This is a genomic window from Pantoea sp. Sc1 (assembly GCF_000255315.1).
GTDB classification, from domain to species: domain Bacteria; phylum Pseudomonadota; class Gammaproteobacteria; order Enterobacterales; family Enterobacteriaceae; genus Pantoea; species Pantoea anthophila.
Window position 1 is genome coordinate 19,127 of the sequence record NZ_AJFP01000004.1, and the last position, 16,437, is coordinate 35,563.

Here is a 16,437-nt window from a genome sequence, read left to right on the forward strand (position 1 = left end):
TGTTTAATCATCTCTCGGTTGATTTCCTTACCCTCTACGGCTCTGCTCAAACAAATTATGCCGGTGAGTCTGCATGCTTTCCAGTAAGTCGATTCGATTCCGTCATCTTCAGCGTGGTGCATCAGAAATTCTCCCACTCGGGTTAAGGGTTGTACGCGAAGCGCATGGAGGCATAAGGTGACGTGTCGTATGGCTGAGAAACCAGGTGCCGCCGTACGCTCGGCGTTGCCGGTTTCTGAGCTGCATAACTTACTCGCCTGTCCATTTCTCAGATAAGCCTGGTCACGCTTACAACAATAAGAGGGGTAATGTGGAGATCGGCAATTAATGTACGTTAAGCCTGATTTTTGAACAGGCTTACCTGTAGCACCAGGCGTGCTCCCATGCAATATGACTTTTTCATGCAGTATGTTAAATAAGCCATGATTTCTGACAATTGAGCTGTTCTCCTTATTAATTCTCTTAATCAGAAAGCCTGTAAATCCTCTCGTTGAAACTACGTTCCACAAAACCTAAGATGCGTATGCCCCTAAAAAGGTAAGTGGCTTACGGGCAAGCACGTAGGCCAATCAATTCCCTATATCCCAGTAATGGTGAATGTATGGCTCAAATAATTTTTGAAAGAAACAGAGGTGTACCGTGGCAACAGGAAAGAGAACGAATGGAGATTCCATCCATGAGCAGTTAAATCAGTTAGAAAAGCAGGGGCGTGTTCCGAGTGACATTCGTAAGAAAGGCACTCAACAAATGCGCTGGCAATGGGACGAATATCCTTCAGGTGTCCATTATGGCGCACCGATGGACCCAGAGCCGTTAGGGCGCTACAACGACCCTACGGGCCGCACAGGTATCTGCTACGTTGCAGATAACGCCGCCTCTGCAATAGCTGAATCGTTGGGAAGAGTCTACCAACGTGACCCAGAGAATTTTACTCTTGGTTTGAGTGATTTACATAAAGCTCAGATGTATACGCTAGAGACGACTCGTAATACGAGAACCATCAATATGACGAAGTTGCAGGGTATGTTGCATATTACTGCTGATCAGACGATGGGGGCTCGACAGGACATTACACAAGCCATTACCGATTGGGCTGCAAACACCCCAGGACTACAGTATGACGGTGTTTCGTACAGTTCCAGGCATTACGGTGTAGGGATGTGCACTGCATACTGGGAACGCGAGGGGGAGACAGGCCCTTTAGCTGATGTTACGCATAGTTCCGTCTATGACCATGTTGATTCGAACCCAGATAATTTTCCTCAAAACTGGCAAGAAAAAGACATTGATGGATTTGAAATTGTGGCGGAAACGCTGCGGTTTGACGTGAAGGCAGATGACTCGTAAATAAAAGGCCCGTAAGGGCCTTTTTTAGTGGGATGTCTGATGACCGAACAGTGAGGCTTGTTTGCGGATCACTTTCATGTGCTCACCTGATGTGCCGTATTTTTTCAGTGCATCAATGACATTTAAATTTTCTTCATCATCGAAAAAATACATTGCAGTCAAAAATGAGATTTTAGTGACTGGGCTAAAGTCTCCCAGCAACAATAAAATGTCTTCCAGTCCGTCAACCATACGGTTTCCGTCAAACTGGAATATCGGGAATTTGCTCTCGCCCCCGACCTGAACTGCGAGCAATTTTTTTGCTTTCAGTCGATTGTTAATTGTCTGTCTTCTTACTCTGAGGATGACAGCTGCTTCACTTGCCCGACACGTTCCGCCAAGACTCTTTAAACGTTCCGCAAATTTGACCGCGCTTTCATTCAGATGATCCATTTTGCGTTTTTCACGCGGTGACATCTCAGAAGACCGGTCAAGTTGAGTTTCAAAAAAGAGTTTAGCCAGCTCATTATCTGTCATGTTGCGAGCAGTGGTTAACTGTTTTTTTTCAGCTAATTTTCCCACTAACTCGACTGACAAATTTGCCAAGCGGTCAAACACGGCCATTTGCTCTGCGGGCAGTGTTTTACGGCATTCTTTCTGGATTGTGCTAGTCATGGTCACCTCTCTTTGACATTTAGAATAGCCATGCGAGGGTAAAGTGTCAAACAATATCGGCGTGAAAATATACAGATTGCACAGGTGGTGGTGCCGCAATAGGGTGTAGAGCTGCGCTTGCGCGGTGAAGGGCCTGATTTTCGGGGCGTAGGCAGCGACGGCTTGCTGCTGCTCAGGTGGGGTTTAGTGATAAACCCGGAACTAACACTGTTAATGCCCGCACGGTTTACACTGTCTACACATTAATATCGCAGGAGAATGCCGTGAGCACAGCCGAAAATGAGTTTTACATGTCCGAGCTTGATCGCCAGATCTATAAAGCCGAGGAGAAAGCTGCGAATCTCAAGCTGGAACGCCTTGTCGAAGAGTATGCCCGTTTGCACGGCAGCTATGCTAAAGGTCTTGCCGAGCTGGGCGAGTACCTGCTGCACCACGCGGACTACCTCCAGGCGAACCGCGAGGAGGCCCATGATTGTAGCTGGGTCGGCCTGATTACCGAACTGAAGCGACGCAGTGGGTGGCTCACAAAGCAGATTTGTTGGCCATTCAAACAATAAAAGGGGCCAGAGCCCCTGGTTGTACCTTTTCAAACCCTTAACCACTACATGTTGGATTTTCTTCTTCGCATTCTGGATATTTTGTCGGGATGAATAACAGTGCTGCTGAGTAGTGCGCAGCCGGCACTCATTATGCCGCGCAGCGGCATGGAGGCGCCAGCCGGTCCTACATATCACTCTGCAGCTGAACGGTGCCGGTAGCGCGGCGCAGCCGCTTCCTGACTTATATATCGCGCAAATCCAACCACGCCCTGCCAGACGCTGTTGAAGCAGCGGCCATTCAGGCGCACAGAAGCCAGATGGTCGCAGACGAAAGAAAGAATCCGCAGCACTATTCACAGCCATTCTGAATCTATAGTTACAACACCCATTAATCAGCCACTGCAGTTCCGGCCCAAAGGGTCGGGCGGCGGCGGCTGGTCAGTGGGGCAACCGGGCTTCAGATTCGGCTCCGGGGTTATGCCGGAGATGGGCGCGAGGTTTCAGGTCCTGCTCCGGTGGGGTAAAAAAAGCTTATATGGATGATGTAACTAATGTGCATTGCTCGCCGTCTGCTGGCGGGAGCTACTTAAGATTCTGAGCGGCGCGGACGCCTGCGGCCGCTGCAAGCGAAGGCATTAAATTTATGCTCGTCAGATGCCTGTATGAAAACCTTATTTATTATTTTGATTATTCTTTCTGACGTAAGTCAGGATTGTATTGCACATAGCGCTGACTGTAGTTGCTGTTAACTATTTGATATTAGTTGCGGGTAATTGTGGTTAAAAAAAACGGCATACTGTTTGTGGTCACAATTTGTGATTTTTACGGGAAAATACCGGTGCAGAAAGGGGTGTCAGCACCCGGCACAAACGACTTTACCGCCAGTCAAGGCGGTTAAAATCTGTGGGCGTGTCAGTGGACTATATCGGGGATTTCGGGCAGTACGGGCTCATAGTCGAGCCCCAGATCCAACTGGCGCAGACATTTCCAGACCAGCCGATCAAAGTCTTCCGGGGGCAGCGTTTTCCACTCATGGATTGGACGCGCACGCAGCAGCTTGGCCATTGAGTTACGTCTGTCATCGACCGGCAGTTTACTAAGCTGCTTACGCCGCTTCTGCCTGGACGCTTTATCCCGGCGACTAATCAGCGTGGCCATGCGCATATTTTCATACCAGCGCCGGCGCGCGGCACGAACAGAAGCGTGTGTTCCCGGCTCAATAATGCCGTCAGCCTCTGCGGCAAGGCGTTCGTTACGCTCCGCCAGAAACTTGTCCATGTTGATGCCACACAGCTGCCAGAACCTATCAGTGAGCACGATATGGCGCGGCATGCAGTAGCCGGTAACGGGGTCCATTTCCAGATCAGGTCGTTCAATAAGGCCGTAGCGTTCCCATTCTTCAAACAGGCGAGACAACCTGCAGGGCTCTACGCGCGTTTCCGGAATGATGTTGCCATTTTCGTCTTTCGGGCTCAGTTCATCGGCCAGCTTGCTGCCATTAAAGGTTACAACAGAGGTGGCAAGATCCGCACGCTGGACACACAGTGGCCACAGGGCATCATACAGCGCCTGTTTTTCGGGCCGAAAATCGCGTTTACGTCCTGCAGCTTCGCGAAGCTGCACAAAATAGGGATGGCGTGACATACGCTGACGCAGTGTCATTTTGCCTGTGCGCTTATCTTTGGCTACAAGTCGGCTCATGGCGTGCCCCATTTCACCGGGAAGACGTCTGTAATTTTTCGGTGCAAACCACTCCGGATTAGAGCATTTGCAGGCAGTGGAATGATCGCCTCGGTGGCGTTTGTCAGGTCGTGAAGCAGTGAATTGTGTCTGCTTATGCATGCCGGCCGGCGCTTATATTGCGCAGGCGGAGTAAGCTCAGAACGGATTGTCTTTTCCTGTCCATAAATCTATACTCCCTGCACAGGGCAATAATCCTGTGCAGTATAAGAGTGGAACCCCGTTAATCCTGCGGTCGCCAAACTCAGGGATTATCGGGGTTTTTTTCATTCTGATACGGCGTCAGCTCCGGGCAGTGCTCCGGCAGCAGCTGATAAGTCTTATTCACCTCGTTGCTCCAGCTCTGCAGGCGGCTGTCCATCCTGACCTCAGCCCAGGCAAAACCCTCCTCCTTTTGCACGGCTTCAGCAATCTGCTGCAGCTTCTGCAGCGTCAGCTGCTCGACCATCGCTGTGTCGATGTAGCCTTCGTCATCACTGCTGAACAGGTCGGTACGAATGGTGCCACCCGCCGCGAGATAGGCGTCTTTGCCGATGAAGGTAAACTTTGGAGAGTGGCTGATTGCCGTTTCAGAGGAGGTGATCAGCTTACGGATGACTTCAGCGGAGGCGTTGTAGTACCCGGAGGCCTGCTCCCATACTTCCAGCTGGCGATCGTGAGTGTCGGCCAGCGCCAGCGCCTGACACTGCTCAAGCGTGATGTTATCTGCTGCCAGCTCGTCCAGGATGGCAGGAGCAAGGTCGATCAGCTTCAGGCAGCGCTGAACGTGTCGCGAGCTGTAGCCCATCAGATCACCAATTTGCGCCGGGGTTTTGCCCTCCTCTGCCAGCGCCCGGAAACCGGCAATCTGCTCGGCAGGGTGCATATCCTCACGCTCGCCGTTTTCGAACATTGAGGCCGCGCGCGCCAGCTCCTCCGTCACGCGTTTAACCGGGATCAGCTGATCGGGCTGATAAACACCCTGTGACAGCAGCAGCTGAATTGCGGTAAGGCGACGACCGCCGCAGGCCACGCCCAGCTTCCCGTCAGCCGTGTCGTGTGCGATCAGATTATGCAGCAGACCGACGTTTTTGATAGTGGCGGCAAGCGACTCAATACGCGACTGCACGTAAATTTTACTTCGTACGTTCAGGGGGGAAATCGCCAGGCGTGAGAGTGGGATCATCTCGATGTCGATTTTTTCAAGCGCCTGCTCAACCGCCGCCGCGACTTTGTCCGCTTTCGCTTTCGCGGGCCGCCGCTGGGTCTTTGATTTTAGAGATGATGATTCTTCAGATTCTGAAGCCGTGGTGTTGACGTTCTGCTGTGACATGTTGTGTCTCCCGTGTGGTTTAAGTGATGTTTCTCTGAGTTCCTCGCCGTGAGGGCAGAACAGGCGCGCGGGCAACAGGCTGAACGCAGGGGGAAACGGCAAAGCCGCAGCCCGCAGGGAACGGGTGCCGCCGTTTAGCATGCGACCCTTGCGTGAAGGCGCCCGGGTGCCAGGTTTCTGCACGGCGAAGGGGCTCAGGGGAACAAAACAGAACGCGGAAGGATGAACAGGGCACAGTCCCGGAACGGCATATCACGGTGCCGGGCCGGTCCTCAGCGGCCACGGCCATTCGTGGCCAGTGAGCGCGCCGGTGCCAGCCGGCTGCAGGTGTTGATCTGGCGGTTGCCATCAGACCCCAGCCGTCAGGCCCGAACCCCGGAGGGATTAGGCGGAGCTTACCGGCCCGGCCGGTTAGCGCAGTGGGGCTGACGACCCGGCAGCGCCGGGGAGCCGGAGGTGGCCATTTCAAACAAAAGTATAAATGCGCTGAAGTCTAATTATTTGTTAAACGAAAAAACTCAAAAACATAGAAATTAAATCTTTTCAAAGTTACATTAATTGTGCATTGTGATTAAACAATTTATCTTTTAGAGCCTACCTATGACAAATAAATCCGAAGCAAAGCCAGCCAACCATGTAAAAAAAGAAATATTATGGTGGGAAAAAACGGTTGAATATAAATTCATTCTAAGCGCCAAAAAAGAGTTCGGAATAAATATTTTTAGCCCACTTGATGGTGATGCAGAAACAATAGCCGATACAATAGCAAAAATAGGAAAAAAACACTTTATAATAGAATTCAAAAGACGACCCGGCGACTTTGTTGCCGAATATAAAAAATTCGCACTAAATAAAAGAGGGTATTTACTTGCCAAGAAAATACTTTCAAATGATCCTTCATCTAAAAGTCATTATATTATCGCGGGTAGACGTGGCCAAAGCGGAAAATTATTAACCTTATGTTTTATGAATTATTTTAGCGTGCCCGTGAAATTGTCTAAAAATCAAGTTTTTCAAGCCGGAATGAATAAGTCTGAATTAATAGCTTACACTGAAAAATTCACTGCCGCAAAACTGTTTGGAAGTAATGCATCTGCAGATGATGGTGAAGGTGATGGGTGCGGTGGCGGAATCCATAAGGATGCACTGGTTCTGGCGATTGATGAAAAAAATAATGCTGTAGTTCTTCCTCTTTCATTTTTTTCCGGCCCTAAACCGAGTCATACTCCTAAAAATGGACAAGGTTCACCTTCTAGCCCACAGACAGATATTTCAAATGTAGGACCTGCCACCTTAAGCGATGCAGAAAAAAACGACACGGTTAATAAAAGTTCCGATGACAAAGAACAGCCCTCCTTTTCAGCTCGGCTTTCGAACATACGAGAAAAGCTTAACAAAAAAGACAAAAAATCAGAAGTTTCAAACCCTCCAAAAACGGGTCCAAAACAAAAACGATAAACATCTCAATATTCATATTCTAATTGAGTTTTATGGATTAACTTGAGAAAAATTAACTATATTGGCTGCCCCATATGGCAGCTTTTTCCTGCATTTGCGACTGTTATTTACTATTTGTTCTGTATTTTATAGCGTTAGGTTGCCATCAGACCCTAGCCAGCTGGCCCGGAACGCATTGCGGTCCGGCGAAGCTTACCGGCAGAGCCGGTTAGCGCAGTGGGGCTGACGACCCGGCAACGCCGGGGAGCCGTAGGGGGCCATCATGCTGTTTATGCTTTTGACCATAAAAGATAGGAAACCGGATAAGCTGCAGCACAGCAGCATAAAGCAGAGAGAGAAGACCGTGAGACAGCATCCCGGAGAGAAAAAGCGCAGGCGAAAGGTTAATAACGGCTGTGGCGGCGCAGCCGCCGCAGCCGTTATCAGCCGCCGTTGACGTTTGCGGCCCCGGCTGGCGGCACTAATCCGGCCCCGCTGGCGCGAAGCCGGTAAGGCAGGCAATCAGGCATCAATGCGGACAATCATTGTTGAAACGTCCGTATATGCGAACGTCCCACGTGGCAGCACCTCCTGATGTGTCGCAATATCCTTAAATTCCCGCTGCTGACGCGGCCCGTTTGCGCAGACCGCCACCAGGTTACCGCCCGGCGCCATCATTTTCAGCGCGTGCCGGATGTGCTTCAGATCGTCGCCGTGGCGAAAAGGCGGGTTCATGATAATCCTGTCATAAACCGCCTGCGGGGCACAGCTCAGAAAGTCTGCGCAGGTCACGGCCACTTCAGGAAAGATGGCGCGCAGATGCTCAGCCAGCGCCGCATTCATTTCCACGCACTGGCACATTATCTCGGGCACGGCCGCAAGCACCGCACGGACAATGGCGCCGGTCCCGGCGCTCGGCTCCAGCACCCGGCTACCCGGCCGGATGTCGGCCAGGGTGACAAGCTTCCGGCACACCAGGTCGGACGAAACAAATAGCTGTGTATCTGCATGCACCCGGGCCACGGCCTGCAGGCCGCTGAGTTTCTGCTGCATCTGCGCAATTCGCGCGCTGAGTTCGGTACGCATTTCTTGTTCTCCCGCGCCGGCAACGCCGGCACTCTGTATATTCATGACCTCCCCGGATGCGCCGGGGAGTCCGGCCGTCAGCGCGGCACCTCTACCGTTTTCATATCAGTGATATACACCGGTGACAGGGTGTAGCCCGTGGACATCACGCGGCGGATGCGGTAGGCCATATGTTCGTCACTGGCCGCAATCCCTTTCACCTGCTTAAAGTCAGCATGCTTTTTGCTCCACTGCTCCTTAGTCATGTGCTCAAAGCCTTCCCCCGGATAATTCACAATCGGCGGGCGCTTCGCGGCCGCCTTCGCCGTTTTTGCTTCCTCTGCGCTGGGCGCTTTATATTCCGTAATGCGATCGGGCGTGATGGTGATGACGGCACCGTTTCCCCGTGACATGAATGAATACTCTGGCGTAACCAGCGAGCTGATTTTTCCGCCGCTGCGGTTTACGCGGATGATGGTCAGCCACTCCCCGCGACTTTTGACCTGTCCGCCCGGCACCATTTCAGTATCTGAGGCCAGTACGCCGCCATGTTCGTCCAGCATGGCGCGCTCGTAGGCAATGCGGTTGCGGTAGTGCGCTGTCCAGCGGCATAACCGCGCGATGGTGCGCTCATGGCTGGGAATGCAGAGGTCCCGGGCCTGTTCGGCACTAATAATGTCGTCTTCGAGTGCTGACCAGATGCTGCGGCTGCCTTCATACTGGCTTTTCTCCGGCGAACGCGGGTACTTGTCCAGGGGAAAGCAGCTGTGAAGGTGATCGACGACTGCAATAACGAGCGCCATTGCCCGGTCAAGGTTTGCGGACGACCAGAGTTTGATAAACTTCTGCACGTCCTGAAGCCGGCGCTCAGCCTTACGCAGGTCAGCCTCAATCTTTTTAATACGGCGCCAGCGCACGTCCGGGCGCTCCTTATAAGCTGCGTGACGCAGTGACGCCTCTGCCCGGCGCTCCCAGTATCCGGATGTTTCAAACAGGTTGACCGCGCGGCGCATGCCGTTTTCAATTTTCTGCGCGTGCTTACGGGCGCGGCGCTCGCTGTGGTGTCCGACCAGAATCGGCTGCCCGAAAGGAATGGCCGAAGCCAGGTTGTCCACGGCGGCCAGCGCCTGCTCTGACTCGGCGGCGCGCTTTTCGCTGTAATCTTCGAAGCGCTCCGCACGCTCCTCCTGCCGGTCAAAGAGCGACTGATCTTCATCCTCAATTTCACCGGCCAGCTCGATCAGCAGGTCTTCGCGATCGGGCGTCCACATTGGCGCAACAAAGAGCCCCTGACGCGGCGCATGCTTAAAGCCTGCATCCTTGACGCGCTTATACGTCTCCTCATCGAGGCGGTGCAGTGGGTACAGACGCAGCTTGTTGTCATCCGGCGAATAGGTTGCGCGGTAGTTTTCGCAGTTAAAAAGAGATGATTCTTTAGATTCTGAAGCCGTGGTGTTGACGTTCTGCTGTGACATGTTGTGTCTCCCGTGTGGTTTAAGTGATGTTTCTCTGAGTTCCTCGCCGTGAGGGCAGAACGGGCGACCGGGCAACAGGCTGAACGCAGGGGGAAACGGCAAAGCCGCAGCCCGAAGGGACCGGGTGCTGCCGTTTAGCGCGCGACCCTTGCGTGAAGACGCCCGGGTGCCAGGTTTCTGCACGGCGAAGGGGCTCAGGGGAACAAAACAGAACGCGGAAGGATGAACAGGACACAGCCCCGGAACGGCACGCCACGGTGCCGGGCCGGTCCTCAGCGGCCACGTCTTTTTGTGGCCAGTGAGCGCGCGGGCGCATGCCCGCTGCAGGGTTTGAACTCAGCCATCAGACCTTACCCGTCAGGCCCGAAACGCCGTTTCATATAGTTCGGCGTAGCTAGCCGGCTTTGCCAGTTAACGCAGCGGGGATGACGACCAATTGGAAAGCCGATCGGGGGTCATAAGGCTATTAATGTCTGTACGTTAAAGTGCGGTTAAGTTAGTGAAAAAGCTGTGTCATGTAAGCCTGATGACCAGTAGCTACAAGCTGAAGAGAGAAACAATAGTTACGGCACAGAGAGAAAAAGCACAACATAGGATAGAGAGGCTTAGAGTTTGTTATTCACACAAGCTTAAAGCAGATGAAGACCTGTTCTGAACCACATAATTGGTCTTTCTTTTCTCCTCATTCCGCTGTACTTTTTTAGAAGAACCTTCATTAATAATTTTTCTTAGTCAAAGGTAAAAGTTGTTTAACGAAGGTGATTAAATTTTCTTCTCTGGCATCAAAACTTTCAGCGCCGCCATGAGCACCATCGTCCATAACAAAGCGATGATTTTCAGAGGTGCTGACCCGACCAATAAGTTCTTGCGCAGGTTCACTCGACAATACTTCATCGTTACTTCCTGCAATCAATAAAATCTTCGAGTCGCTGCGTTCAATCAGATCAGCGTAACGTTCCACTGTAACAGCAGCGAAATCATCGCTTGCAAATTTTCGCATGAAGAAAGCTGAATCGCCCCCGTTATCAGTTACGCGTTTTAGGTGGAATGGAAGGTCCAGTAAAGGATTGATGAGCGTAACTCCCACAATGTTCTGTTTATGCAAGTCGGAATGGGCAAGGATCTCCAGCCCCAGTGTTCCTCCAAAACTCCAGCCCATTACGATTGTCGGCTGGGTTTGCAAATGCGTTTGAATCCAGCTCACTACAGATTTAGAGGTAAATTCACATACCTTTTGATCAGCGATACAGCGGAATTCCCGGCCAAAACCCGCTGACCCCGGATAATTAATTATGTGGAAGTTCACAGCCTCAGATTCCATACTCTTCAGCAATGGATAGTGTCTGAGAGAATCCCATTCACAAGATTCTGGACCGCCATGCAAAAATATTATGTTGAGTGCCGCCGGAGAGGACGTTTCAATCGACATGGCTTTTACATCGAAATATTCAGTGTAGCGGCGGTGATGTTTCGAGAGCCCCGGAAGAAAGCAGGCTATCGAGGAGAAATCCTGTTGCAGTAACTGGACGCCTTCAATGCTTCCTGACACGTAATACACTACATGATTACCAGCATGTAACGGCGTAATTGATCCAAAGAGCCTGTCAGATATGCTTTTTAGTCGACAGGATTTAGCGTCATAAAAACTTAGTCGATGCTGGCCGTTGACCACTTCGGTTATAATGATTTCATCCCGCAAGACATCCATTAGAGCGCCAGCACAGTTAACACCTTCGCCACACACGTCATGTGATTCTGCCTGTGTAAAGGGTAAGAGCCGGACATGCACAGCCTCCTTCTCTTCAACGCCGAACAAAATACCATTTGCAGAAATGCAGTGAAGGCTGACGAAATTATCTGTCTTTTGAGTACCAGAATAAGAAATCGTCTGATCCCACAGTGACACTAGGTAGTAGTCTTTAACGTTCACAGCACCGCAGGGGACTGCAAGCAAAGGGGCTGAAAAACCAGAAGTCACACTTTGAATGCTTTCTTCATAACGAGTCCAGTTCAGCGCCAGTTGTAAAACCTCATCTTCATCGTAAAGCAGAAGGCTGAAATTATCGCCGTCAATAAGAACTGAAAAGTCGCCAATTGAATATGGCAGCAGCAATTCTAGGGCTGCTTTTCCAGATATCAGGATCTGAGTCGGCAGCGACTCTGTCGCATCAGTCTGTGTGATCGTGAACAAGGATGATTTAAAAAAGAATTCATAGCGTGCTTGTGTCAGCTTTTTTGCATTGATATCCAGTTCACTCAATGCTCCGGACCATGTACTGAGCAGCACGCATTCATCATGAAAGGCAAGCGGGGAAAGCCCCGCTGCGCTACTGAGAGGGCTGAACATTCAGGCGACCTCCCACACGGGAGCCGGTATACACCAGAACATATGACAAAAACAGCAACGTAACCATGAGCAAAGGATGATTACTCAGAAATCTGGACTCATAGGAATAGGGCAATGCAATCCCGCCAAGTATGTCACCTGTGAGAAACGCAGTCTGCGTTAACCCGAATATATGTTCTGCTTTACCGCGTTGTGCGATGTCCATTTCAAGAAAGTTAATCAGTAATGAGCAGACCGTCCTAAAGGTGTACATCGCGATGACCGAGATAGCAAAAATGATAGCAAACTGATACTTCAGAGCATTTAACGCGCCATAAATCGCCACCGCGCAGAGCAATGCAAAAATAAGAAGCGATGTGCCACGATCTCTACCGGTAAAAAGTAAAACGAAGACGTTCTTTAGAACTAATCCCCCAACGACACCAGCGGACATCACCAGACCAACGTGAGCATCAGAAAAATGCATATCCTTAAGATATACGGGGAGCATGGGCAAAATTAGCGCCCAACAGGCACCACTGATGATAAAAGCTGAAAACAGCAGCATGTCAGTTTTATCCAGTTGCCATTTTTGTGACTGCACATCTTTACTTTTGGAGGGAGCAACTTTTACTCCAGGCTTTAGCGAAGGAATCAGCACTAAACCTGCAAGCACCAGTAGCCCACTCAATAGAAGTCCTGTCGCGTAAGGGCTGTTCCCGTAAAGTGCTAGCAACGTTACCAGCCCTCCTGCGACAAAGGCACCCAGGCTTTGAGAGATAGTCATGATGTTATCAGTATGGAGAAGAATCCTTTCCTTTTTCCCTTCATCGGTCTGAAAAATCAGCGCCTTCAGAGAGAGTCCGATAAAACTCGCACCAACCCCTGCTGTTAAACCTGAACATACTGCAATAATCATTCCTTCTGGAAAAGCTCTGAGGATGAGCCCTACACCATAAAGAAAAAACCAGCGGATAAGCCCACTTTTGCCCCTGTGCGTGACAGTATGCGCGCATAGAATAATGAGCAGGCTCCAGCCAACGCCATTGCTACATAGGAAGCAGAGAATAACTTCAGTTGCCCCTGTTGCTCCCAGTAGATAGGTTGTAGAGTTTTTGAAATCCACATTGGAAATAAAAACAGTATGTAGAATATATAAATCCTTGCGGCCATATCACTCACTCAATGCTAAAATATTTTCGTTTATAAGTTCGTGCTTAGGGAAAATCTCTCGGCATGCCAGAAGATATTCCTTTGCTTCAACTGAAGAAACCTGCGCTCGTTTTTCAGCCTGTAGAATTAGCCACTCAGGTAATGAATCACTTTGTAAACTCGGCAATAGCGAGTCAAGTAATTCGTACTTATTGTTTAGTGATAATATGTAGGCATAGTTATATGCAGTTATATCATCCCCAGCCACCTCCCATGCTGTTTTTGCATGACTCTCGGCAAGAACATAATTTTCATCTTCAAGAAGTGTGAGGCTCATCAGATAATGACTGTCACTGTGCAATGGACTAACCGACAATGCATTTCTTATACAAGACACATAGCCCTCATAGTCACCTTTTTCTTTGAGGCAAAAACCCATTTCAAGATGGTATTCCGGGAAAGCATAATCAATATCAAGAAGCTTTTTAAACTCTTCAATAGCTTCATCATATCTGTGAAGACGTTTATAGCAAAGACAGATGTTATACATGATTACTGACCGATGCATGTAATGAATGCTGTACTCATCGGATAGTTTATTGATACCCCACCGAAGCAATTCTATAGCTTCTTCCGAGCGCCCCTCACGGAATAGGATCAATCCATAACCGTTTCGGTTAAAAACCCTATAAAAGTTTTCTGTATCAGTACCGGTATACGCCAGATCACCATTCTGGATGATTTCATAGGCCTCATCAAGCAGGGCACGACCTTTTGAAAGGTTGCGGTTATTGACGGCATGATGGCGAAGAAAAAGCATGGAAAGTGTATAGTTAGCTTTAACTGTCTTTAAAGCGTCACCATTTTTCTTACTGAGATTGTAATAATACTCAGCTTCCAGAGGAGAATTGATACAGTTTTTAATAACACCAATCAGACCGGCATTTTTTTCAGCAAACTGGTCAAAACTCTGGATAGAATGTTCAAGTAAATGGTCAGCACTAAAAATATCACCTGCATTTATAATCTTATGCGTTGCAGGCTCGATGACTGAGAGATCACCGCGATTCCCTTTGATGATTTCCTTAACTAGCTGTATTTCGCTTTCGGTCAATTCTCCTGGACCTTCATCCGTTCCCAAAGTAACCAAGTGTACCTTTACACCCATCCTGAATAATGACTGGATGAAGGAACTGATAAGTGGAAAACCGGCGCACTTCACATCCAACTCGATTTCAAAAACTCTATTATCAGCTATTTTTCTAGCAAGCTCGGCAACCTTTCTGAATACTCGTTCGCTCAGAAAGTACCGTATCTGATCATCTGGGCCTATTTTATCAGTTAAAGACAGTTCACTCTTATCAAAAGCTTCAAGAGGATAAAGGAACTTTTTATCATTAACCGATAATTTTTTTTCCTCGACGAAGCGGAGAACTGTTTTCCGGATAATTAGATACTCAAGAGGCACTGCGCAGGAGAGTTTGAACAAATCCATTTATGGTCCTCATAAAAAGGAGGAGACTTACGTCTCCCCTTTTATTTGTTACTTACCAGCGTACATTACTGAGAAATCTACACGTTTAGCTTTAGGAGCGCGTTTGATCATTTTCATGATTGATATCCTTATTTAATTGTTAAGTTGTGTTTGCTTATTTACACCAAAAGTTTCGTTTTGGTGAATTAAAAATAGCGATTTTAAAAAAACATGTCAAAAACAAAAAAATCATGTTTAAACGATTGATATATATGAGAATTTACATAAAATTACATACATATACGTAAAATTAAGATTAATTAATGAATTAAAATTCCTCAAATGCTTAAAAAAAATACAACATTAGGGTTGTTTATGTTGCCACCAACCACAATTAACATATTAAACATAAACTTATGAAACTCACATCCTGCTAATAAAGAACGGTTTTATCAAACAAAAAGCTATTTATTTGATGTACAACTAAAAAAACTAATGATTTACCTGATGTACTATTAACATGGAAATTATTATACCAACCATTAATCATCAGATAAAAGTTAATCACCAAGTTAAACCATACTTAAACGCTTACTCTAAAGTAACTCGATAAACATTCAGGCGGCAGGTTAGTTTTCATTTCTTCCAATGTAACTGCGCATCAAGCTTACATAGCGGTCAGCCATCAGACCCTAACCTTGGCCCGGTACGCTTCGCGGTCCGGCGGAGCTTACCGGCACAGCCGGTTAGCGCAGTGGGGCTGACGACCCGGCAACGCCGGGGAGCCGGAGGGGCCATACGTTAATGTTCAAGATGTGCCAGATACGGGAGCTGAATACAGTCCAGGTCAGTATGACGGCATAGACCATAGCCTTAACTTAACGCTCAGAAAGTAAGAACCTTATCTCTCCAAAAGATAGCCAGCCCGGTTGGACTTATGCCTCTGATAAATGATAAGAAATCAACTACACAGGAGGGGAGTTATGACCGTATCTGACGCAGCAGTAAAAATACTTAGCACGCTGGGTGTAGCCCTACTGGGTTATATGCTCAAACATATTTCTAAATTTCAGCTTTTCACCACATTCAGGCGGCTTTCCATTTCTGACAGGTCTGAACTATTTTCTCTGCTGCATAAGAGCAATAACGGCTTTATTGATGACTTTAAGATTCAAAGCCAGATGCTGGTGTATGGGATCAGATATACGCCTCAGTTTATGAAAAATCTGTTTTACTACGCGCATAACCAAAACATTCGTGCGGACGACAAGGACCTTTCAGCATTTTTATCACTACCGGGCCTTTTCATCTGTGAAGATGACGGCGAAGTCAGCCTGAAGAAAGGCGCGCGTTTTATCAACGGCTTTGTTTTTGTCTTCAGCTTTTTACTGATGGTATTCATTATCAATCTTATCTTTCAATCTGTCCAGGACATACACATTAACCTTAAGCAGCATGACTATTCTTCACTATGGCCACAGGCAGCGTTAGTTATGCTCTGCATCCCTTACGGATTGCTTTCTTTGCTGTGTATTTATACTGTCATCTTCCGCTCTATCCCGGCTTTCAGATTCGCCAGAATCTATCGGAAAGCGTGGGATCGCAGGGACCTGTTTGAAAAGGGTGAACAGAACCTTTACTGCAGAAATAAAACCATCTGGTGAATGTGAATAAACCCGATTTTTATAATCTCCGGCGAGTTCTTTTTGAAACTAAAAAAGACGATGCCGCTAAGCATCGTCGAAACGTATTTGCCATCGATGTGCATCCCTGGTGAAGGACCTGAATACTATCGTCAACATGACGTAAAACATTAATAGATTTGACCGGTTAGCGTATTTGTCTCCGGTTATTCAGTCCGGGCACGCTGGCGCCATACCCACGTCATGTCCAGCAGATCGTTCACCTGTACGCCA

12 protein-coding genes are annotated in these 16,437 nt (G+C 48.6%); 4 read left to right on the forward strand and 8 right to left on the reverse strand.

Going from position 1 to position 16,437, the window contains the following annotated elements:
- The first annotated feature begins 639 nt into the window (after nt 1-639).
- On the forward strand, nt 640-1,347 hold the full coding sequence (locus S7A_RS20485) for an RES family NAD+ phosphorylase (protein WP_033736927.1): 708 nt from the start codon (nt 640-642) through the stop codon (nt 1,345-1,347).
- Nucleotides 1,348-1,371: 24 nt separating this feature from the next.
- On the opposite strand, the gene S7A_RS20490 is transcribed toward S7A_RS20485, so the two are convergent.
- Nucleotides 1,372-2,001, reverse strand: coding sequence for a hypothetical protein (locus tag S7A_RS20490; protein ID WP_009093292.1), 630 nt, complete (start codon nt 1,999-2,001; stop codon nt 1,372-1,374).
- A gap of 263 nt (nt 2,002-2,264) precedes the next feature.
- Here S7A_RS20490 and S7A_RS21450 point away from each other — a divergent pair, with 263 nt between their 5' ends.
- The gene (locus S7A_RS21450; protein ID WP_009093293.1) at nt 2,265-2,558 is read left to right on the forward strand and encodes a hypothetical protein; all 294 of its coding nucleotides are present in this window, start codon (nt 2,265-2,267) and stop codon (nt 2,556-2,558) included.
- 894 nt (nt 2,559-3,452) lie between these two features.
- Here S7A_RS21450 and repA read toward each other — a convergent pair.
- Together repA and S7A_RS20505 are read right to left on the reverse strand one after the other, a co-directional pair.
- Nucleotides 3,453-4,382, reverse strand: coding sequence for a plasmid replication initiator RepA (gene repA, locus S7A_RS20500; protein WP_033736929.1), 930 nt, complete (start codon nt 4,380-4,382; stop codon nt 3,453-3,455).
- 142 nt (nt 4,383-4,524) lie between these two features.
- Nucleotides 4,525-5,592: a ParB/RepB/Spo0J family partition protein gene (locus S7A_RS20505; protein WP_009093296.1), complete on the reverse strand. Its 1,068-nt coding sequence runs from the start codon at nt 5,590-5,592 to the stop codon at nt 4,525-4,527.
- Nucleotides 5,593-6,192: 600 nt separating this feature from the next.
- On the opposite strand from S7A_RS20505, the gene S7A_RS21385 reads away from it, so the two are divergent.
- Nucleotides 6,193-7,050: a hypothetical protein gene (locus S7A_RS21385; RefSeq protein WP_141629854.1), complete on the forward strand. Its 858-nt coding sequence runs from the start codon at nt 6,193-6,195 to the stop codon at nt 7,048-7,050.
- A 501-nt stretch (nt 7,051-7,551) separates the two neighbouring features.
- Here S7A_RS21385 and S7A_RS20510 read toward each other — a convergent pair.
- The 5 genes from S7A_RS20510 to S7A_RS20530 all read right to left on the reverse strand — a co-directional run bounded on the left by S7A_RS20510 (nt 7,552) and on the right by S7A_RS20530 (nt 14,542).
- Nucleotides 7,552-8,115, reverse strand: coding sequence for a methyltransferase (locus S7A_RS20510; protein WP_009093297.1), 564 nt, complete (start codon nt 8,113-8,115; stop codon nt 7,552-7,554).
- Nucleotides 8,116-8,192: 77 nt separating this feature from the next.
- Nucleotides 8,193-9,569, reverse strand: coding sequence for a DUF3560 domain-containing protein (locus S7A_RS20515; protein WP_009093298.1), 1,377 nt, complete (start codon nt 9,567-9,569; stop codon nt 8,193-8,195).
- A 715-nt stretch (nt 9,570-10,284) separates the two neighbouring features.
- Entirely contained in the window at nt 10,285-11,916 is a 1,632-nt protein-coding gene (locus tag S7A_RS20520) for an alpha/beta fold hydrolase (RefSeq protein WP_009093299.1), read from the reverse strand.
- A complete protein-coding gene (locus S7A_RS20525) occupies nt 11,897-13,021 on the reverse strand; it encodes an MFS transporter (protein WP_237712340.1) in 1,125 nt (374 codons plus the stop codon). Before S7A_RS20525 ends, S7A_RS20520 begins: the two co-directional genes overlap by 20 nt.
- Before the next feature lie 48 nt (nt 13,022-13,069).
- On the reverse strand, nt 13,070-14,542 hold the full coding sequence (locus tag S7A_RS20530) for a tetratricopeptide repeat protein (RefSeq protein ID WP_009093301.1): 1,473 nt from the start codon (nt 14,540-14,542) through the stop codon (nt 13,070-13,072).
- A gap of 962 nt (nt 14,543-15,504) precedes the next feature.
- Here S7A_RS20530 and S7A_RS20535 point away from each other — a divergent pair.
- Nucleotides 15,505-16,185: a hypothetical protein gene (locus tag S7A_RS20535; RefSeq protein WP_009093302.1), complete on the forward strand. Its 681-nt coding sequence runs from the start codon at nt 15,505-15,507 to the stop codon at nt 16,183-16,185.
- Nucleotides 16,186-16,437 lie beyond the last annotated feature (252 nt).

What these genes read in the sequence shown, in the direction of transcription:
- S7A_RS21385 (WP_141629854.1), top strand. Translation starts at nt 6,193, where the DNA reads ATGACAAATAAATCCGAAGCAAAGCCAGCCAACCATGTAAAAAAAGAA.
- S7A_RS20520 (WP_009093299.1), bottom strand. Translation starts at nt 11,916, where the DNA reads ATGTTCAGCCCTCTCAGTAGCGCAGCGGGGCTTTCCCCGCTTGCCTTT.
- S7A_RS20535 (WP_009093302.1), top strand. Translation starts at nt 15,505, where the DNA reads ATGACCGTATCTGACGCAGCAGTAAAAATACTTAGCACGCTGGGTGTA.
- S7A_RS20515 (WP_009093298.1), bottom strand. Translation starts at nt 9,569, where the DNA reads ATGTCACAGCAGAACGTCAACACCACGGCTTCAGAATCTAAAGAATCA.
- S7A_RS20510 (WP_009093297.1), bottom strand. Translation starts at nt 8,115, where the DNA reads ATGCGTACCGAACTCAGCGCGCGAATTGCGCAGATGCAGCAGAAACTC.
- repA (WP_033736929.1), bottom strand. Translation starts at nt 4,382, where the DNA reads ATGCATAAGCAGACACAATTCACTGCTTCACGACCTGACAAACGCCAC.
- S7A_RS20530 (WP_009093301.1), bottom strand. Translation starts at nt 14,542, where the DNA reads ATGGATTTGTTCAAACTCTCCTGCGCAGTGCCTCTTGAGTATCTAATT.
- S7A_RS20490 (WP_009093292.1), bottom strand. Translation starts at nt 2,001, where the DNA reads ATGACTAGCACAATCCAGAAAGAATGCCGTAAAACACTGCCCGCAGAG.
- S7A_RS20505 (WP_009093296.1), bottom strand. Translation starts at nt 5,592, where the DNA reads ATGTCACAGCAGAACGTCAACACCACGGCTTCAGAATCTGAAGAATCA.